Raw genomic sequence first — 18,150 nt, 5'->3', positions numbered from 1 at the left:
GGAACGGGTCGGCACATGCTCCCCGCTCACGCCGTCAACGCCGGTCCCGGACGACGCAGACGCCGGATCCTCCGCGTCGCGGCCGCCGGGCTCGTCACGTCGCTCGTCCTCGGTGCGTGCTCCAGCCGCGCCCCGGTCGAGGACCAGGCCGCGACCGGAACACTGGACGAGCCGATCGTCATCACCGACCAGCGCGGCGTGACCCACACGTTCACCGAGCCGATCGACTCCATCGTCACGACGGTGATCCCCGCACCGTCCATGATCACCGCGCTGGACCAGGGCTACGACCGCGTGAAGGGCGTCAACCGGTCCACCGTCGCGCGCGATGAGGGCAGCACCTTCGCCGACATGTTCCCGCAGGCGCTGGAGAACACCGTCGTCTCCGGACCGGACTTCGTCCCGAACGTCGAGACGATCATCGAGCTCGATCCCGACGTCGTCATCCAGTGGGCCGACCAGGGCGACCACGAGACGTTCATCGGCCCGATCGAGGCCGCCGGCTACCCCGTGATCGGATTGCAGTACGGCACCCAGGAGGACCTGGAGACCTGGGTGACGATGTTCTCGACGCTCCTGGGCAAGCCCGAGCGCGGTGAGCAGCTCCTCGGCCGGATGCACGAGACGATCGCCGAGCTGAAGGGCTTCGCCGCCGAGCAGACCACGTCGCCGCGGACGATCTTCCTGCGCACCGCGGGCGACGGCGGCTACAACGCGGGCATGAGCTCGCGCGACGCCTACATGCACAGCTGGATGACGCTGCCGGGCGCCACGAACGTCGCGGCCGACGTCGAGTACTCCACGCAGAGCGCCCTGAACGTCGAGCAGCTCATCGGGTGGAACCCCGAGGTCATCTTCACCTCGTCCATGACGGCGCTGACCCCGGCCGACGTCTACGCCGACCCGGCGCTGGCCGGGCTGGACGCCGTCAAGAACAAGCGCGTCTACGCCGTGCCGTCCGGCGGCTTCTGGTGGGACCCGCCGAGCGCCGAGTCGCACCTGATGATGAAGTGGGCCGCGACGATGCTCCACCCGGAGACGTTCTCGGCCGATCTGCGCACGGAGATCGCGCAGCACTACGAGTTCCTCTACGGCACCACCGTCACCGACGAGCAGATCGACGAGCTGCTGCGCTTCGACGCCAACGCCGACTCGGCCGGCTACGATGTCCTCGCCCGCTGAGACCGCCGCCGTCGAGCGCCCCGACCCGGCCGCCGACGGCACCCGGCGGCGCCTCCCCGGCTGGCTCACGATCCCCGCGCTCGCACTCGTCGTTCTTCTGATCGCGGTGTTCGCACTGGCCACCGGCCGCTACGCCGTCCCGCCGGTCGAGGTCGCGCGGATGCTGATCGGCCAGGTGTTCCCGATCGAGCAGACCTGGTACCCACAGGAGGCGGCGACCGTGCTCGACGTGCGGATGCCGCGCGTCCTGCTCGCGCTGCTGGTCGGCGGTGGCCTCGCACTCGGTGGTGCGGTGCTGCAGGGTGTGTTCCGCAACCCGCTGGTGAGCCCGCAGGTGATCGGTGTCTCGGCCGGTGCGTCGTTCGGCGGCGTGCTCGCACTGGTGCTGGGCCTCGGGAGCGTGGCGCTGGTCGGCGGCGCGTTCCTGGCCGGTCTGCTCGCCCTCGTGATGGTCCTGGCGATCGCGCGCCTCTCCGCGGCGGCGCCGCTGCTCATGGTGGTACTCGGCGGAGTCGTGGTGAGCGCGTTCTTCAGCGCGCTGGTCTCGCTGCTCTCGTTCGTCGCCGACCCGTACTCGACGCTGCCCGCCGTGACGTTCTGGCTGCTCGGGTCACTCGCGACGGCCTCCTACGGCAAGGTGCTCGTCGCCACGGTGCCGATCCTGGCCGGCGTCGCGGTCGCGCTGGCCCTGCGGTGGCGGCTCAACATCCTCTCCCTCGGCGAGGAGGACGCCGCCGCGCTCGGCGTCCCGCCCCGGCTGACCCGCAACGTCCTCATGGTCGCGATCGCGCTGATCACCGCCGGTGCGGTCGCCGTGTCCGGCGTCGTCGGGTGGGTCGGCCTGGTCGTGCCGCACATCTGCCGGCTGATCGTGGGCAGCGACCACCGGGTCCTGCTGCCTGCCTCGCTGCTCGTCGGCGCGGGATACCTGCTGCTCATCGACACGTTGTCCCGCTCGCTCACCTCGAGCGAACTGCCGCTGGGCATCCTCACGGCGATCATCGGAGCGCCGTTCTTCATCGTGCTGCTCACCCGGTTCCGGAAGCAGGTGTGGCTCGGTGATTAGCGCAACCGCGATCTCGCACCGCTACCGCGCCGACCGGTGGATCTTCCGGGAGGTCTCGGTGGACCTGCAGCCGGGCCAGGTGCTCGCCGTCCTCGGGCCGAACGCCCGCGGGAAGACCACCATGATCAAGTGCCTGGCCGGGTTGCTGGCCCCGACCGGCGGCGAGGTGCGGCACACCGGCACCGTCGGCTACGTCCCGCAGAGCCACGCCGCCGCGGTCGGCTACCCGGTGCTGGAGATGGTGCTCATGGGCCGGGCCCGGCACGTCGGCGTGTTCTCGACCCCGTCCCGCACCGACCGCGATCTCGCCGCCGACGCGCTCGCCCGGGTCGGCCTCGACCACCTGGCGCAGCGACCCTTCACCCAGCTCTCCGGCGGCGAACGGCAGATGGTCCTCATCGCCCGGGCGCTCGTCTCCGGCTGCCAGACGCTCGTCCTCGACGAGCCCGCGTCCGCGCTGGACCTGCGCAACCAGGGACGGGTGCTCGCCGTACTCGACTCACTCGCCCGCGAAGGAATGGCCATCGTCATGACCACCCACCACCCCGACCACGCCCTGCGGGTCGCCGGATCGACGATGCTCATCGTCGATCCCGACGACGTCCGCCTCGGCGACACCACCGACCTGCTCACCGGCGAGACGCTGAGCGAGCTGTACGGGCTCCCGATCAGCACGCTCGACGTGACGATCGGCGGCCGCGACGAACGCGTCGTCGTCCCCGACTTCGGCGTCGGCGCCGCGGTGGGTGTCCGATGACCGCGGCCGCTCCCACCCGCACCCGTGCCGTCGGACTCGCGCTCGCCCCGACCGTGGCCGGCGGGATGGGCGTGCAGGTCGCCGTGGACGACCTGGAGCTGTACGACTGCTACGACCTGCCGGAGCTCGACCTCGGCACGGTCGGGGGCATCTCGCTCTCCGCGACCTGCGACCAGCTGTTCCTCGGCAGGCACCGCGCGCTGCTGGAGGAGTTCGTCCGTTCCGGCGGACGGCTGCTCGTCAACGGCCACGTCGTCGAGCCGTTCCTGCCCGGGCTCGCCCGCTGGCGGCGGCTCGTCTACGAGGGACCGCGCGACCTGGTGATCAGCCGGCTGTCCCCGCACCCGATCTGGGACGGTGTCGACCTCGACGACGTGCTGTTCCGCACCGGGGTGCCCGGCGCACACACCTTCGAGGAGCTGCGGGCCATCGGCGTCGCCGGCTTCTACGGCCGCGGCTACCACCTCGATCTCCCCGAGGGCGCCCGTGTCCTCAACGGCATCGGTCCGCTGCAGGCGCCGATCGACTACACGTTCGCGCTCGGTGCGGGCGAGGTCGTCGTCCACGGTGGGCTCGATCTGCTCACCTTCGCGGACCCGACCCGCAGCACCGCACGGTTCGCCACCACCGTCATCGCCTGGCTCAGGAGTGACCGATGAGCGCACCGGAGATCGCGTTCGTGCACGGCGGCTCGTCGTCGCACCTGACGACCCTGCAGGACCCGGCGCTCGCGCCCTACCGGCTCCGCCCGGTCCACCTCTACGACTTCACCCCCGACGACATCGCCGGCGCCGACGCGGTGATCGTCGCCGACCGCGAGCACCCCGCGCTGCTGGGCAAGCACGGGTCATCGCTCTACGAGGTCGCCGAGCGCGGCGGCGTGCTCGTCGTCTTCGGGGAGAACGCCGCGCACGAGTGGCTGCCCGGGGTGTCGTGGGAGCCGCGGCCGACGAATTTCTGGTGGTGGCGCACCGGCGAGGACCACGGGATGCGGCTACAGCGGACCGACGAGCCGATCTGGGACTTCTTCTCCGAGAAGGCGATGATCTGGCACCACCACGGGATCTTCACACCGCCGGAGGGGGCGGTGCCGCTGGTGACCGTCGAGGAGGACGGTGCCACGGCCGGCGCGACGACCTACCACGACACCGTCTCGACCGCCGGTGAGCTGTTCGTGACCACGATGGACCCGTGCTTCCATCACGGCGCCGCCTTCATGCCGGGCGCCACCCAGCTGCTCTACTCGACGGTGCGCTGGGTGGAGCACCGGGCGCGGCGGGCCGGTCGGACCTGAGACCGCCCCGTCACACGAAGTAGCGCAGTGCCACGTAGATCCAGGCCATCACGGTGCTGAACAGCGTGACGACGATGCCGTACTTGGTGAACTGCCAGAACGAGATCCGGTGCCCGGTGCGCGCCGCCATGCCGATCGCCACCACGTTCGCGCTGGCGGCCACCGCGGTGCCGTTCCCGCCGAAGTCGGCGCCCAGCGCGAACGCCCACCAGAGGGCCTGACCGGTCTCCGGGTCCGGGACACCGGCCACCAACTCCTCGACGATCGGGGCCATCGTGGCGGTGTAGGGGATGTTGTCGAAGAACGCGCCCAGCACAGCCGAACCGAAGATCAGCGCGGTGGCCGCGGCGAAGTAGTCGTCGCCGACGACCTCCACCGACCAGGTGCCGATCGCCTCGATGACCCCGGTGTGCCCCAGCCCGGCGACCATCACGAACAGGCCGATGAAGAACACCAGGGTCGGCCACTCGACCTCGGCCAGGACCTCGTGCACGTCGGTGCGGGTGACCAGCAACATCAGCCCGGCCCCGAGCAGGGCGACGATCGAGGGTTCCAGGTGCAGCACGGTGTGCAGTGCGAACCCGGCCACGACCAGGGTCAGCACGCACAGGGAGCGCACCAGCAGACGCGGGTCGGTGATCGCCCGGCGCTCGTTGAGCGTCATCACCTCGGCCACCCGGTTCGGGTGGTACTCGAAGTCCTTGCGGAACAGCACGCGGGTCAGAACCACGAACACCACGAAGACCACCACCACGATCGGCGCCATGTGCACGAGGAAGTCGTTGAACGACAGCCCTGCGCGACTGGCGATGATGATGTTCGGCGGGTCGCCGATCAGGGTCGCCGCACCGCCGATGTTCGAGGCGAGGACCTCGGCGATGATGTAGGGCTGGGCCCGGACACGCAGCCGGTCGCACACCACGACGGTGACCGGGACGATCAGCATGATGATCGTGACGTTGTCCAGGAACGGCGAGGCGACGGCAGTGATGATCATCAGCATGACCATGAGCCGGTAGGGCCGCCCCCGGGACCGCTTCGCGGCCCAGATGGCCAGGAAATCGAACAGCCCGGTCTGCTTGATCACGCCGACGATGACCATCATCCCGAACAGCAGGAAGATGACGTTCCAGTCGACGCCGTTCTGTTCGGAGAAGAACACGGCCGCGCCCGGGGCCAGCCCGAGTGCCGTCATCACCCCGGCCGCGATCAGCACGATCCGGACCTTGTCGGCCTTCTCGGTGGCGATGAAGAAGAACGCGACCGCGAAGATGGCCAGCGCGAGCAGCGCGCTCATGACCGGTGTCCCGACCCTCGCCCGGTGCGGGTCAGCCCTGCGGCGCTGCCCGGTCGAGCGCGGCGAGCAACCGCTCCAGCACGACGCCGCCGACGAGCCGCCCGTCGTCCCCGTCGACCACCGCGAGCAGCGGGCTGCGCACCCGCCCCATCAGTGCCGCCGCCTCCAGCAGGGTCGCGTCCGGGGTGACGACGGCCATCCGGTCCGGCCGCTCCGGCAGGCACTCCCCGACCGTGCGGTCGCCGAGCTCCTGCCAGAACAGGTCCGCGTGGGGCTCGTCGATCGTGCGCGCGAGCGACGGGTGCTCCTGGTGGCTGCGGGGCACCGTCATCCGCAGGACCTGGGTGCCCGGTAGCACCCGTATCGGCACCGACCGCGCATCGACGACGATCAGGCCCGGCAGCCGGGAGCGGGCCATCAGCCGAACGGCTGCGGCGACCGGGTCGTCGGCGGTGACCGTGGGTACGTCGTCGACGATGTCGTGGGCTCTCATGACCGCACTCCCTCGCGCATGCCTCGCCCTTCGCACTCCGGACACGACCGGACGGCGGCGTGCCCGTCGCCGTCGCAAGCTTCCACCCCTGGGTCCCCACGGTCACCCCCGAGGGGCGCAGCGTGTCACGGACCCGGGTGGCCCGCACGCCCGTCTAGCCTGCGGCGCTCACGACCTGTCTCCCTCCCGTGCCCGGTCGACCCCCGTCCATGCCAGCGCGACCGCGCCGTCGAGCAGGGCCCGTTCCGCCTCCGCACCGACGCAGTGCGCGGCGAACTCGCGCTGGTGGTTGGTGGCCGGAAGCGACCCGATCCCGATGTAGGGGTGGATGGCCGGGAGGACCTGCGACACGTTGCCCATGTCGGTGGACGCCCGGTTCATCCGGCTCGCGAGTCCGCCCGGGGCGAACTCGCGCCCGAGTTCCAGGGCGTTGGCCCGGTAGGACTCCAGCGTGCGGGTGTCGGTGCGGAACTCGGCGTAGGGCTTGCTCTCCGCCTCGATCTCCAGAGTGGCGCCGGTGGCCAGCGCACCGGCCTCGAAGCACCGCAGCACCTTCGGCTCGATCTCGGCGAGCTCGGCCAGGCTCTCCGCACGCACGTACCACCGTCCCGACGCGTCCTCGGGGATCGCGTTGGGAGCCGACCCCGCGGAGGTGACGATCCCGTGCACCCGCGAGCTCGACGGGAGTTGCTGGCGCAGCAGGCCGATCGCGACCTGGGCGACGGTGAAGGCGTCCGCCGCGTTCACCCCGTCCTCGGGATACGCCGCCGCGTGCGCGGACCGGCCCCGATACGAGATCCGGGAGTGGCTGACCGCGAACGGCCGGGCCTCGGCGACGTCGACCGGCGCCGGATGGACCATCATCGCGAGATCGACGTCGCGGAACGCACCACGGTCCAGCATCTCGATCTTGCCGCCGCCGCCCTCCTCGGCCGGGGTGCCGTACACCTCGACGGTCAGGCCGAGATCGTCGGCGACCTCGGCCAGGCCGAGCGCGGCACCGACCGACGACGCGGCGATCAGGTTGTGCCCGCAGGCGTGCCCGAGCCCCGGCAGCGCGTCGTACTCGGCGCACAGCGCGATCCGCAGCGGCCCCGAGCCGTACCGGGCGAGGAACGCGGTCTCCAGCCCCAGGTAGGCCGGGGTCACGGTGAACCCGCGACGGTCGAGCAGGTCCGGGACCGTCGCGGCGGCGTGGTGTTCCTCCCAGGCCGTCTCCGGCCGGGTGTGCAGCTCCGTCGACAGCCCGACCAGCTCGCCGGCCGCCCGGTCCACAGCGGACCGGACTGCAACCTTCTCGCGGATCACCGGTCGCCCGGGACGCCGTACGACGGCGCGGTCGCCGGGTTCAGCCCGCGCCGGACGTAGTCGTCGCGCTGCGGCAGCCAGATCTCCACGGCCTCGGCCAGGCGGTCGATCGGGTCGTCCGCCCAGTCGACCCGCAGGTCGGTCACCCGCCACTCGACGTCGGCGACGACGGCCAGCCCGGCCGAGTGCACCGGCCCCTCCTCGCCGCCCGCGTCGAGCCCGGCCCGCAGCGCGGCGAGCAACCGCTCCTCGAGCTCTCCCGTCGCGGACTCGAAGGCATCGATCATGATCGTCGGCAGGTCGGTACTGACGAGCATGTTGCCGGCGGCCACCGCGTGCGGGCCGACGGCGCCGGCGTGGGTACCGAGCGTCTGCTCCCCGCTGAACCAGGCGGCCGGGCCCGCCGGCCCGATCGCCGTCAGCTGCCGGTAGTCCAGATCGGTGGCCCCCTCCCCCACCTCCTTCAGCGCCCGTCCGGAGTCGCCGTGGACGGCCAGCCGGTCCAGGATGCGCCCGCCGAGACGGGGGTCGGTCACGTTCTGCGATCCGGCGGCGCCGACACCGGGCTGCAGATGCAGGCAGCGTGCGGCCACCGCCGGGCTGGAGGAGCTGACGGCCATCCCGAACCGTCCGTCGTGCCGGGCCGCGATGGAGAAGGTCATCGCTCACCCTCCGGGATGACGGCGATGGCGTCGATCTCGCACAGCCACTCCGGGCGCGCCAGCGCGGAGACCACGACCCCGGTGGAGATCGGGTGCACACCCTTGGTCCAGCGCCCGACGCTGCGGTAGACGGTCTCGCGGTAGCGCGGATCGACCAGGTAGATGGTCAGCTTGACCAGGTGTTCCATCCGGCTGCCCGCCTCGCGGAGCAGCATGTCGATGTTCGCCATCGCCTGCTCGGCCTGGGCTTCGACGTCGCCGATCCCGACCGACTCGCTGGTGTCGAGGTCCTGCCCGATCTGGCCCCGGACGTAGACCGTGTCGCCGGCGACGACGGCCTGGCACAGATCGTTGTCGAGGTTCTGCTCGGGATAGGTGTCGCGGGTGTTGAACGGGCGGATGCGGGTGTGGGTCGGCATCAGGCTGCTCCGGTGGTGGTGATGGTGCGCTCGTCGTGGTGGGCGAGGTAGCTGCGCTGGATGGCGATGTGGTCGGCCACGTACGCGGCGTCGTGCCAGACCCCCCAGATGAAGCTCGACCCGCGGCGCGACTGCCAGGGCAGTCCGAGGAAGTAGATCCCGGGCTCGGTGGACACCCCGCGCGCGTGCCGCGGCCTGCCGTCGTCGTCGACGGCGTCGCCCGGCAACCAGCCGTAGTCGGAGGCGAACCCCGTCGCCCAGACGATCGAGGTGACGCCGGCGCCGGCCAGGTCGAGTTCGGACAGCGGGGCGGTCACGCACTCCGGGTCCGCGCCGAACGTGCGGGCCGCCGGCTCCTCGGGCAGGTCGAGCCCGTTGCGCGCGACGTACGCGTCGGCCTCGTCGAGCATCGAGAGGTAGTTGGCATCGCCACCGGCGATGTTGTCGCGCAGGTCCGGTGCGAACCTCATCCGCCCGTCGGCGAACTCCCGGGTCATGCCGACCAGGGTGATGCCCTCGGCCGCGAGGGCCCGGAAGTCGACGGTCCGGCCGCCGTGGGCCCCGCTGACCGCGATCGTGACGTGCTCGGCACCCCGGGGCGGGGCCGCCGCCTCCCACTTGTTGAGCACGCCGAGCCACCAGCAGAAGTCGCGCCCGCGGTACTGGCGCGGGGGCCGGTCGTGCGGGCCGACCGAGAGGTAGACCGTGCGGCCGGAGCGCCGCAGCTCGTCCGCGATCTGGACACCCGACGACCCCGCCCCCACCACCAGAACGGCGCCGGCGGGCAGCTGCGCCGGGTTGCGGTAGGCGCTGGAGTGGAGCTGGACGACGTCGGTGTCCGCGGGCACGACCGGCGGGACGACCGGCCGCTGGAAGGGCCCGGTCGCTGCCACGACGTGACGCGCCTCGACGGTGCCGTCGGAGGTCTCCACCCGGAAGCCGGGGCGTCCGGCGTCCTTCTGCACACTCAGAACGTCCACGCCGGTACGGATCGGAGCGTCGATCTTCTCCGCGTAGGCGGCGAAGTAGTCCGCAACCTGGTCCTTCGACGCGAAACCGTCGGAATCGACGTCGGTGAACTCGAGTCCCGGGAAGCGGTCGTGCCACGCGGGCCCGTTCGCCACGAGCGAGTCCCAGCGCCCGGTGCGCCAGCGCTCGGCGATCCGGTCGCGCTCCAGCACCAGGTGCGCGATCCCGCGTGCACCCAGGTGTTCGCTCATGGCCACACCGGCCTGCCCTGCGCCGACGACGAGAACCTCGGTCTCGTGGTGCGACATGTCAACTCCGTTCCGGGTGGTCACAACGTTCTCGGCTCGAGCCGGGTGGCTCGGCGGCCGGATCAGGAGCGGACTCCGTCGCTCGAGGACGGAACGGGTCGTGCGGACGGCGCCGCCGGGTCCGTACCGAGGTCCTGGGCCTGGAGCAGGCCGCTCCCGGCCGTCTCACGCATGCTCAGGGCGGCCACCAGCCCGATCACCGCGGCGACCATCAGGTACGGACCGGGGACGATGAGGCTGCCGGTGCCGGAGATGAGCAGCGTCATGAAGAAGGGCACCGTGCCGGCGAACAGCGCGGCGGAGACGTTGTAGGCGATCGACAGCCCGCCCTGACGCGTCCGGGTCGGGAAGATCTCGGCGGACCACACGGCGTGGGTGCCGAGGATCGCCGAGAGGATCACCGCCAGCACGAGCACCGCGACGACCGTGCCGATCATCCCCGTCTGCATCAGCAGGTAGGCCGGAGTCGCCACGACCAGCAGCGCGATGGCGGCACCCACCATGACCGGCTTGCGGCCGATGCGGTCGGACAGCCGGCCGAACGCGGGCACCAGGAGCAGGCCGAGCAACGAGGCGAACGTCGAGAGCAGCGCGGCGCTCTCGGCGGAGTGCAGCAGATGGTCGGTCTGGTAGTTCACCATGTAGGTGAGCACCGAGTAGAAGAGCACGTGCATCATCGTCATCAGACCGGCGGCCTGCAGCATCTGCCGCTTGTTGGTGCGGAAGAGGTCGGTGACGGGGCTGCGCGACACCGAGCCGGTCGCCGCCAGCGCCCGGTACTCCGGCGTGTCCTCGATCTTCGTACGGATGATGTAGCCGATCACGCCCATCGGTGCCGCGACCAGGAACGGGATCCGCCAGCCCCACGCGGTGATCTGCTCGGCCGTCAGCGAGACCGAGAGCAGGTAGAAGGCGAACGAGCCGGCGAGGAAGCCGGCCAGTGACCCGACCTCGAGCCAGCTCACGCCGAACCCGCGCCGGGCGCGCGGCGAGTACTCGGCCAGGAAGCTGGCGGCGCTGCCGAACTCCCCGCCGGCAGCGAAGCCCTGCACCAGCCGGAACACGACCAGCAGGATCGGCGCGGCGACCCCGATCGTCGCGTAGCCGGGCAACAGTCCGATCGCGAGTGTCGCGACCGACATCACGATGATGACGATCGACAGCGTGCGTTGCCGGCCGATGCGGTCGCCGAGCGGGCCGAGCACCAGCGCGCCGAGCGGGCGGATGCCGAACGAGACCGCGAAGACGGCGAACACCGACAGCACGCCGGCGACCTCGTTCTCGGACGGGAAGAACACCGTCGCGATCGTGGTGGCGAGGTAGGCGTAGACGGCCCAGTCGAACCAGTGGACGAAGACGCCGATCGCGCCGGCGGCCACGCTCCGGCGCAGCGAGGCGGGGTCGGCCTGGACGGCCGCGTCGAGCACGGCGTCCGGATCGGGACGTGCGGTGGGGTCGGACACGGGACCTCCAGCGGGTCGTCATGAGAAGACGACAGGTCGCGCCCGGCGCCCCTGCCGTGAACAGCGTTCCGGACGTCGGTGGCTGTTCGGGGGCGACGCTAGGCAAGCCTGCCGCTATCGATCAAACAGAGATAATGGGTCCGTTGCATCGGATTCATCGATGCAGGACGGGCTGACGTGCTCGCCGGCGAGGGTTCGGGCGCCGTGGTCGGTGGTGTGGACTGCGCGGCGCCGCTCCGTCGTCGACCCGCTCCGCAAGTCTGCGAATCGGATGCCTGCTGCACAACTGATGCAACCACGAGTTAACAACTGTTGATCAGATGCACTGATGCGGATTCCGAGAATCAGGCCCGCAACGAGTTCCCACCGTCGTCCGGCGCCGGCTCACCGGCTGCCGAGCGGAGCCGCCGGATGACCTCCCGCGCGGTGTCGGTGACGGCCCGGGCGCGCGCGGTGGGCCGGACCGACTCCATCCAGGCCACCACGACCGAGAGCGCGGGTGCGTCGGCGTCGGCGATCGGACGCGCTGCGACGCGTCCGCCGCTGTAGGTCCCGTCCAGCACCGGTTGCTGGTTGAGCAGGGAGAACCCGAGCCCGCGGGCGACCATCCCGCGCACCGCCTCGACGCTGGCCGACCGGTAGGCGATCCGCGGCGGGGCGCCGGCCTTCGCCAGCAGCTCGCTGAAGTACTCACGGCTGTGCGGGAGGTCCAGGAGCACCATCGGCTCGCCGGCGAGGTCGCTCAACCGCACCTGCGGACGCTTCGTGAGCCGGTGCCCGGGCGGCAGGACCACGTACGGCGGAGCCTCGGCGATGACCTCTCGCGCCACCCCGGGCCCGAGGCCGAGATCGTAGGTCACCGCGAGCTCGACCGCGCCGCTGCGCAGCGCGGCGCTGACCGCGGCCGCCTCCAGCTCGAGCACCTCGACCTCGAGCCCGGGGCAGCCGGCGCTCAGCTCGGCGAGCAGATCGGGCAGCACGAACGGGACGAGGGTGACCATGCAGGCGAGCTTGATCCGGCCGCGGACGTCGTCCCCGCGGCCGCGCGCCGCGTCCAGCACCTCGCCGACGTGCGCGAGCAGTCCACGCCCGTCGCGTAGCAGCTCCTCCCCCGCCGCTGTCAGCACGAGCCCGCGGGCGTGCTGCCGGATGAACAGCGGCGTCCCCACCTGACGCTCCAGCTGGGCCACCGCGGCGGACACCGCCGACTGGGCCACCCGCAGCTCCTCGGCCGCCTTGGTCATGCTCAGCAGCGACGCCGCTTCGACGAAGTACCGCATCTGCGTGAGGGTCACGTCCGGCTGCCTGCTCACGGACGTCAGGCCCCCAGCCCGCGATCGCGCAGGTAGTCGATCAGCATCGACTGGGACCGCAGGATGTGGTCGCGCATCGCCGCCCGGGCCTGCGCACCGTGGCCGCTCGCGATCCGGTCCAGGATGACGTCGTGGTCGTCGAGGTAGAGGACCTGCAGCGCGTCCGGGGTCCGGATCGCCAGCCGCACGGTGTCCTTCGGGAAGTAGCGGTGCAGCTCCTGGATCATCTGTCCGAGCCGCCGGTTCCCGCCCGCGTCGTGGACGACGCCGTGGAACGTGTCGTTGAAGTGACGCAGCCGCTCGGCGGCGTCCTCGTCCGCACCGTCCAGTGATGCCACGGCCGCCGGCAGCAGATCGGCCAGCGCCTGCTGCGCCTCCCCCAGCCGCCGGGCGATCGCCGGGTCGTCGGTCTCCGCCGCGAGCTCCGCGGCGAACCCCTCGAGCTCGGCACGGACCCGGTAGACCTCCTCGAGCTCACGCAGGGTCGGCACGCGCACCCGGGCTCCGCGGTTCGGGATGAGCTCGACCAGGTTGAGCGCCTGCAGCTTGCGCAGCGCTTCGCGGGCCGGAGTGCGGCTGACGCCGAACCGGCGGCAGACCTCGTCCTGCTGCAGATGCTCCCCGCGCGCGTACCGGCCGCCCAGGATCTCGCCCTCGAGGATCCGGGCGATCTGGTCCGCGTAGCTGCTCGGGGACTGCAGTCCGGCTCCCGGGTACATCACGCCATCGCTCATCCGACCCTCACATCTCGTCATCCTAGGCAGCCCGCACAGAACGAGAAACTCCTGGTCAGGCGGGCGGGCGGCGCTCGGCGACGGGCGATCCGCCGCGCCCGTCACCGGTCGCGCCGCCGCCCCGCGTCCCGCTCCTTCGTATCAGCCGGGTCTTGACAGCGACTTCGGCAGTGGATTGTATCCATGGATACACGGATCCGGTGACGAGCTGATGGAGGACAACATGGTCGATGTGCGGAACGTGCGGGGCGGCGGCGGCCTGGAGCCGATCCGGGCCGAGATCGACGAGCTGCTGGACTCGGTCGTCGAGTCGACCACGACGGCGACGGAGGCCTTCTTCGCCTCCTACGACGAGGACCCGGACCCCGCGCGGCTCGCCGCGTGGCTCGCCCCCCGGTGCTGGCGGGAGATCGACTACGTCTACCTGCTGAACGAGGAGATCGCCCGGTACGGCATGCAGTTCGAGCGAAAGCACGTCACGCTGCTGGCCAAGCAGTCCTTCCAGGAGGCCGAGCACTACGACATGGTCGGCAAGGCCATCGAGTCCCTCGGCGGCACCGTGCCCACGTCCGTCCCGGCCGAGGCCGAGCCGTGGAGCACGTTCCTCTGGGAGTGCCTGGACCGCCATCCCCTCGCCGCGGTCGCCGCGTGGAACCTGTCCGAGACCTCGGCGTCCGGCAGCTTCGAGCCGACCTTCCGCGGTGCGGAGCGGCACGGCCTCGACGAGGTCACGCGGATCTACAAGCGGATCGAGACCGACGAGAAGTTCCACGTCGGGCTGGGCCTGCAGATGATGTCGACCTACGTGAAGGACGACGACGACCGCGACGAGATCCTGCGTGCGATGCGGGGCATGCGTGACATCGCCTGGAAGACGTTCACCCCCGAGTCCGTCAGCGCCGCGAGCGCATGATCGGGGACTGGACCACTCTCGAGGTCGAGTCGACGGAACACCGCGCCGCGGACGTCGTGGCGATCACGCTCGTCGATCCCGCCGGGGATGCGCTGCCGGAGTGGACCCCCGGAGCGCACATCGACGTCGACCTCGGAGCCGGGTTCGTCCGGCAGTACTCCCTCTGCGGGGACCCGGACGACCTGCGGCGCTGGCGGATCGCGGTCCTGCGCGAGACGGCGGGCCGCGGTGGCTCGCAACGGGTGCACGACCTCGTCCGGGCCGGGGAGAAACTGCCGGTACGCGGCCCGCGCAACCACTTCCCGCTCGTCGACGCCGATCGCTACGTGTTCGTCGCGGGCGGGATCGGGATCACGCCGATCCTGCCGATGGTCCGCCGGGCCGCGGCGCAGGGCCGGCCCTGGACGGCGTTGTACGGCGGCCGGTCACAAGGCTCGATGGCCTTCGTCGACGAGCTCCGCGCCGTGCCCGGTGGCGACCTCGGCGTGGTCCCCCAGGACGAGCTCGGACTGCTCGATCTCCGGGCAGCCCTCGGGACGCCGACCGAGCGCACCGCGATCTACTGCTGCGGCCCCGAGCCGCTGCTCACGGCCGTCGAACGGGAGTGCGCGCACTGGCCACCGGGCACGCTGCACCGCGAACGCTTCACCGCAGCACCCGTCGTCGCCGAGGGTGGTGCGTTCGACGTGGTCCTGCACCGCAGCGGGATGCGCCTGACGGTGCCCGAGTACGAGTCGCTGCTCGACGTCATCGAGAGCGCAGGCGTCGACGTGGAGAACTCCTGCCGGGCCGGTATCTGCGGGACCTGCCTGGTCACGGTGTCATCCGGCGAGCCGGACCACCAGGACGACGTCCTCTCCGACGACGAGCGCGAGCGCGGCGAGGTCATGCTGCCGTGCGTGTCCCGGGCGCGCGACGGTCTCCTCGTGCTCGATCTCTGATCTCGCCTCTGATCTGCGCGGAGCCGCTCTCCCACCCAGCGGAACGCGGCCGGGCCGGGCCCGCACGCGAGGTGGCAGCGTCCCCTCGCGACAGTGTGGCTCAAGGGGGCTCCGTGACGTTCACCGTGCGCTTCGACATGCGCAATCCCGGATTCGCAGGCCGACCGGCCGTCGACCGGTACGCCGCAGCCCTCGAGATGGCCGAGTGGGCGGACCGGGTCGGTGTCGAACGGATCATCCTCTCCGAGCACCACGGCGCCGCGGACGGCTACCTGCCCAGCCCGCTCACGCTGCTCGGCGCGATGGCCGCCCGCACCGAGCGGATCCGGTTGTCCGTCACAGCGCTGATCGCCCCGTTCCACGATCCGCTGCGGCTCGCCGAGGACGTCGTGGTGCTCGACAACATCAGCCGCGGCCGGGTCGAGCTGGTCCTGGCGGCGGGCTACGTGCCCGCGGAGTTCGCGATGTTCGGCGTTCCCATGGGCGAGCGGGTGGCGCGGGTGACCGAGGCGGTCACCACGCTCAAGGCGGCGTTCACCGGCGAGGAGTTCGAGTACCGCGGCCGCCGGGTGCGGGTCACCCCGGCGCCCTGCCTGCCGGGCGGGCCACCGGTCCTGCTCGGCGGCAGCAGTCCCGGGGCGGCCCGCCGGGCAGCGCGCATCGCCGACGGCTTCTCGCCCACCTCCCCGGGGGTGTGGGAGGACTACCGGGCGGAGGTCCTGCGGCTCGGCCGCACCGATCCCGGAGCGCTGCCGACGCCCTCGCGCGGACTCGTCATCCTCGCGGATGACCCGGAGCAGGCATGGCCGGAGCATGCGCCCTACCTGCTCCACGAGATGAACTCCTACGGCGAGTGGATGACCCAGGCCGCCGGGGTGACCTCGCCGTACACCCTGGTCGACGACGTCGCCGCCCTCCGCGCGCAGGGCCGGTACCGGATCCTGACACCCGATCAGCTGGTCGCCGAGATCGAGGCCGCCCCGCAGGTGCCGGTCGCCATGCACCCGCTGTGCGGCGGGACCCCGCCCGAGCTCGGCTGGGCGAGCCTGCGGCTGCTGGAGGAGAAGGTGCTGCCGCGGCTGAGCTGACTCCGGCCGGTCGACTTCGGCGTCGAGGGAGGGCGGATCGGCGCCTCACCGTCCGGCGCCGAGCATGATCCCGAGTATGAGGAGTCCCGTGCACAGGACGAGATGGACGACGCGGTGCTCGGCGAGGATCGCCACGAACTCACGGATGGTGGCGCTGGGCCAGTAGTACCGGGCGGTCCGTGCTCCGACCACATGACCGTTCACCCCCGCTCGACGCGCCATGAGGGCGGCCCGGAAGGCGTGGAAGTCGTTGGTGACCACCGCGCAGCGGTAACCGGGCGTCCGCTCCATGATCGCCCTGCTGTACGTGAGGTTCTCGAGTGTCGTCGTGGAGCGGTCCTCCCGTACGAGCACGCTCTGCGGTACGCCGTGTTCGACCAGGTAGTCCGCCATGGCCTCGGCCTCGGCGACCGGCTCGTCGGCTCCCTGACCGCCGGAGGTGATGACGGTGGGAGCACCCCCGTCGCGGATCTCGGCATCGCGCAGCGCGATCGCCCGGTCGAGGCGCCCGGCGAGCAACGGAGGCACCCGTCCAGCGATCAGGCCGGACCCGAGCACGACGACGAAGTCGATGCCGGGCCGGGGACCGATCCGCGCGTAGAGGAGCGCGTAGAGCAGGAAGCTGCAGAACAGGAACGCCAGGTAGACCGCGACGAGCAGGAGCGCGATCGTGATCGGCCCGGCGATGTGATCGTCGGTCTGGACGACGAACACCGTGAGGCTCATGAGGCCCAGGCAGGCGAGGCCGGCGAGCAGGGACAGCAGGTGGGCGGGCCGCCGCCCCTCCCGCCGGACCATCGTCAGGCCGTTGGCCAGCAGGAAGCCGGTCAGCACGAGCACCGCGAGGAACGTCCCGGCGAAGCACGCGAACAGGACGACATCGATCACGCCGACCTCGAACCGGTCCACCTCGCCGAGCAGTCCGAGACCCAGGCAGACGAGCGACAGCCCGAGGAACACCGCATTGCGGAAGCGCCGGCGCTCGCGGACGACGCCGACCACGAACGCCAGAACGAAGACGCCGGACAGGGCGTAGAAGACCTGCATGCGCTCACCCGGCCCGGACAGCGCCGTCGCGCCGCGTCCGGCGACGGTAGGACCATCCGGCGAGCGCGGCGAAGACGAGGTAGACGGCGACGTAGGCGAGATTCGCGACCGAACCGCCGGTGTCCAGCGGCCCGTCCGGTGTCTCCCCGGCGGAGGCGACGGACGGGATCGCGTTCCAGATCGCGTGGAAGGCGCACGAGGCCCACAGCCCACCACCGGACAGCGCGATGAACGCCAGCAGCAGCCCGAGCGCACCCGTGGCGGCCACGTAGGCGACGGAGGCGTTCGGGTTGAGCGAGTGGAGCAGACCGAAGACGACGGAGCTGAGCAGGACCGCCGCAGCCGTGCCCACGTGCCGACGTGCGGTTCCCAGGAGATAGCCGCGCAGGAACAGTTCCTCGGTGGAGGCCTGGACGGCGATCGTCACCAGCAGCACCAGTGCGACGGTGACGCCGGGCGAGATCGGCCCCGCCGCGTCGCCCGTCCCCGGGTCCACAGGGTCGGACAGCACCACGACGAGCTGGGAGACGACGAAGAGCACGACCGCCGTCCCCGCGCCGGCCAGCACGGCGAGTGCCGGCCGCCGGACCCGGAACCCGAGGTCGGCGACGCTGCGTCCCTCGCGTAGCCACAGCCACACCGCCAGGGCGAGCGCCGGGGGCGCGAAGGCCACGATGTTCGACAAGGCAAGTGCTTGCCAGCCTGATTCCGGCAGGCCGAGGACGGCGTTCACACCGATCCAGAGGAACTGGCCGGCGCCGAGGAGAACGACGACGACCACGATCGCCCCGAGCACCCGCAGCCATCCGCGCACGGGGTGATTCCGCGACCCGGACTCCGACATCCCGCCCCCTGAACGCCTCCTGCGCGCACCGTCCGATCCGGACAGTGGCCGG

At 71.5% G+C, this 18,150-nt stretch carries 19 protein-coding genes; 8 read left to right on the top strand and 11 right to left on the bottom strand.

Going from position 1 to position 18,150, the window contains the following annotated elements:
* The first annotated feature begins 15 nt into the window (after positions 1-15).
* Genes JOF36_RS12975 through JOF36_RS12955 form a run of 5 tightly spaced genes read left to right on the top strand, consistent with a single transcriptional unit; the run spans position 16 to position 4,299 of the window.
* Positions 16-1,182 (top strand): ABC transporter substrate-binding protein, encoded by a 1,167-nt coding sequence (locus tag JOF36_RS12975; RefSeq protein WP_210027017.1) that lies wholly within the window; start codon positions 16-18, stop codon positions 1,180-1,182.
* The gene (locus JOF36_RS12970) at positions 1,166-2,248 is read left to right on the top strand and encodes a FecCD family ABC transporter permease (RefSeq protein ID WP_210027016.1); all 1,083 of its coding nucleotides are present in this window, start codon (positions 1,166-1,168) and stop codon (positions 2,246-2,248) included. The genes JOF36_RS12975 and JOF36_RS12970 overlap by 17 nt, the downstream gene beginning before the upstream one ends.
* Positions 2,241-3,005 (top strand): ABC transporter ATP-binding protein, encoded by a 765-nt coding sequence (locus JOF36_RS12965; RefSeq protein ID WP_210027015.1) that lies wholly within the window; start codon positions 2,241-2,243, stop codon positions 3,003-3,005. Before JOF36_RS12970 ends, JOF36_RS12965 begins: the two co-directional genes overlap by 8 nt.
* Positions 3,002-3,664: a hypothetical protein gene (locus JOF36_RS12960; RefSeq protein ID WP_210027014.1), complete on the top strand. Its 663-nt coding sequence runs from the start codon at positions 3,002-3,004 to the stop codon at positions 3,662-3,664. The genes JOF36_RS12965 and JOF36_RS12960 overlap by 4 nt, the downstream gene beginning before the upstream one ends.
* Positions 3,661-4,299: a hypothetical protein gene (locus JOF36_RS12955; RefSeq protein ID WP_210027013.1), complete on the top strand. Its 639-nt coding sequence runs from the start codon at positions 3,661-3,663 to the stop codon at positions 4,297-4,299. The genes JOF36_RS12960 and JOF36_RS12955 overlap by 4 nt, the downstream gene beginning before the upstream one ends.
* Positions 4,300-4,309: 10 nt before the next feature.
* Here JOF36_RS12955 and JOF36_RS12950 read toward each other — a convergent pair whose 3' ends face one another.
* From JOF36_RS12950 to JOF36_RS12910, 9 genes are all read right to left on the bottom strand, one after another.
* The gene (locus tag JOF36_RS12950; RefSeq protein ID WP_210027012.1) at positions 4,310-5,596 is read right to left on the bottom strand and encodes an ArsB/NhaD family transporter; all 1,287 of its coding nucleotides are present in this window, start codon (positions 5,594-5,596) and stop codon (positions 4,310-4,312) included.
* 31 nt (positions 5,597-5,627) lie between these two features.
* Positions 5,628-6,089: a CBS domain-containing protein gene (locus tag JOF36_RS12945; protein WP_210027011.1), complete on the bottom strand. Its 462-nt coding sequence runs from the start codon at positions 6,087-6,089 to the stop codon at positions 5,628-5,630.
* Positions 6,090-6,257: 168 nt separating this feature from the next.
* Complete coding sequence (locus JOF36_RS12940) at positions 6,258-7,397, bottom strand: M20 family metallopeptidase (RefSeq protein WP_210027009.1); 1,140 nt, start codon at positions 7,395-7,397, stop codon at positions 6,258-6,260.
* Entirely contained in the window at positions 7,394-8,059 is a 666-nt protein-coding gene (locus JOF36_RS12935; RefSeq protein WP_210027007.1) for a DUF1028 domain-containing protein, read from the bottom strand. The genes JOF36_RS12940 and JOF36_RS12935 overlap by 4 nt, the downstream gene beginning before the upstream one ends.
* Positions 8,056-8,478 (bottom strand): RidA family protein, encoded by a 423-nt coding sequence (locus JOF36_RS12930; protein ID WP_210027006.1) that lies wholly within the window; start codon positions 8,476-8,478, stop codon positions 8,056-8,058. The genes JOF36_RS12935 and JOF36_RS12930 overlap by 4 nt, the downstream gene beginning before the upstream one ends.
* Positions 8,478-9,755, bottom strand: coding sequence for a flavin-containing monooxygenase (locus JOF36_RS12925; protein ID WP_210027005.1), 1,278 nt, complete (start codon positions 9,753-9,755; stop codon positions 8,478-8,480). Before JOF36_RS12925 ends, JOF36_RS12930 begins: the two co-directional genes overlap by 1 nt.
* A 62-nt stretch (positions 9,756-9,817) precedes the next feature.
* Entirely contained in the window at positions 9,818-11,218 is a 1,401-nt protein-coding gene (locus tag JOF36_RS12920; protein WP_307862349.1) for an MFS transporter, read from the bottom strand.
* Positions 11,219-11,562: 344 nt separating this feature from the next.
* Positions 11,563-12,513: a LysR family transcriptional regulator gene (locus JOF36_RS12915; protein ID WP_210027004.1), complete on the bottom strand. Its 951-nt coding sequence runs from the start codon at positions 12,511-12,513 to the stop codon at positions 11,563-11,565.
* 23 nt (positions 12,514-12,536) lie between these two features.
* The gene (locus JOF36_RS12910) at positions 12,537-13,265 is read right to left on the bottom strand and encodes a GntR family transcriptional regulator (protein ID WP_210027003.1); all 729 of its coding nucleotides are present in this window, start codon (positions 13,263-13,265) and stop codon (positions 12,537-12,539) included.
* Positions 13,266-13,488: 223 nt separating this feature from the next.
* Between JOF36_RS12910 and JOF36_RS12905 the strand changes: the two genes are divergently transcribed.
* The 3 genes from JOF36_RS12905 to JOF36_RS12895 all read left to right on the top strand — a co-directional run bounded on the left by JOF36_RS12905 (position 13,489) and on the right by JOF36_RS12895 (position 16,207).
* Positions 13,489-14,178, top strand: coding sequence for a hypothetical protein (locus JOF36_RS12905; protein WP_210027002.1), 690 nt, complete (start codon positions 13,489-13,491; stop codon positions 14,176-14,178).
* Positions 14,175-15,119 (top strand): PDR/VanB family oxidoreductase, encoded by a 945-nt coding sequence (locus tag JOF36_RS12900; RefSeq protein WP_210027001.1) that lies wholly within the window; start codon positions 14,175-14,177, stop codon positions 15,117-15,119. The genes JOF36_RS12905 and JOF36_RS12900 overlap by 4 nt, the downstream gene beginning before the upstream one ends.
* Before the next feature lie 113 nt (positions 15,120-15,232).
* Entirely contained in the window at positions 15,233-16,207 is a 975-nt protein-coding gene (locus JOF36_RS12895; RefSeq protein ID WP_210027000.1) for an LLM class flavin-dependent oxidoreductase, read from the top strand.
* Between the two features lie 45 nt (positions 16,208-16,252).
* Here the strand turns inward: JOF36_RS12895 and JOF36_RS12890 are convergent, their stop codons facing one another.
* Together JOF36_RS12890 and JOF36_RS12885 are read right to left on the bottom strand one after the other, a co-directional pair.
* Positions 16,253-17,254 carry a YdcF family protein gene (locus JOF36_RS12890; RefSeq protein ID WP_210026998.1) on the bottom strand — a complete coding sequence of 334 codons (1,002 nt, stop codon included), beginning with the start codon at positions 17,252-17,254 and terminating at the stop codon, positions 16,253-16,255.
* Between the two features lie 4 nt (positions 17,255-17,258).
* Positions 17,259-18,068, bottom strand: a complete 810-nt coding sequence (locus JOF36_RS12885) for a CPBP family intramembrane glutamic endopeptidase (RefSeq protein WP_210026996.1) — start codon at positions 18,066-18,068, stop codon at positions 17,259-17,261.
* Positions 18,069-18,150: the final 82 nt, after the last annotated feature.

It is taken from the genome of Pseudonocardia parietis (assembly GCF_017876315.1).
GTDB classification, from domain to species: domain Bacteria; phylum Actinomycetota; class Actinomycetes; order Mycobacteriales; family Pseudonocardiaceae; genus Pseudonocardia; species Pseudonocardia parietis.
The sequence above is the reverse complement of the archived record's forward strand: the minus strand, read 5'-3'. Positions and strand labels throughout refer to the sequence as shown.

Bases quoted from the DNA above. Each gene is read 5' to 3' on its own strand.
- JOF36_RS12955 (WP_210027013.1), top strand. From the start codon at position 3,661: ATGAGCGCACCGGAGATCGCGTTCGTGCACGGCGGCTCGTCGTCGCAC.
- JOF36_RS12910 (WP_210027003.1), bottom strand. From the start codon at position 13,265: ATGAGCGATGGCGTGATGTACCCGGGAGCCGGACTGCAGTCCCCGAGC.
- JOF36_RS12970 (WP_210027016.1), top strand. From the start codon at position 1,166: ATGTCCTCGCCCGCTGAGACCGCCGCCGTCGAGCGCCCCGACCCGGCC.
- JOF36_RS12950 (WP_210027012.1), bottom strand. From the start codon at position 5,596: ATGAGCGCGCTGCTCGCGCTGGCCATCTTCGCGGTCGCGTTCTTCTTC.
- JOF36_RS12930 (WP_210027006.1), bottom strand. From the start codon at position 8,478: ATGCCGACCCACACCCGCATCCGCCCGTTCAACACCCGCGACACCTAT.
- JOF36_RS12945 (WP_210027011.1), bottom strand. From the start codon at position 6,089: ATGAGAGCCCACGACATCGTCGACGACGTACCCACGGTCACCGCCGAC.
- JOF36_RS12890 (WP_210026998.1), bottom strand. From the start codon at position 17,254: ATGCAGGTCTTCTACGCCCTGTCCGGCGTCTTCGTTCTGGCGTTCGTG.
- JOF36_RS12935 (WP_210027007.1), bottom strand. From the start codon at position 8,059: ATGACCTTCTCCATCGCGGCCCGGCACGACGGACGGTTCGGGATGGCC.
- JOF36_RS12960 (WP_210027014.1), top strand. From the start codon at position 3,002: ATGACCGCGGCCGCTCCCACCCGCACCCGTGCCGTCGGACTCGCGCTC.
- JOF36_RS12905 (WP_210027002.1), top strand. From the start codon at position 13,489: ATGGTCGATGTGCGGAACGTGCGGGGCGGCGGCGGCCTGGAGCCGATC.
- JOF36_RS12900 (WP_210027001.1), top strand. From the start codon at position 14,175: ATGATCGGGGACTGGACCACTCTCGAGGTCGAGTCGACGGAACACCGC.
- JOF36_RS12925 (WP_210027005.1), bottom strand. From the start codon at position 9,755: ATGTCGCACCACGAGACCGAGGTTCTCGTCGTCGGCGCAGGGCAGGCC.
- JOF36_RS12975 (WP_210027017.1), top strand. From the start codon at position 16: ATGCTCCCCGCTCACGCCGTCAACGCCGGTCCCGGACGACGCAGACGC.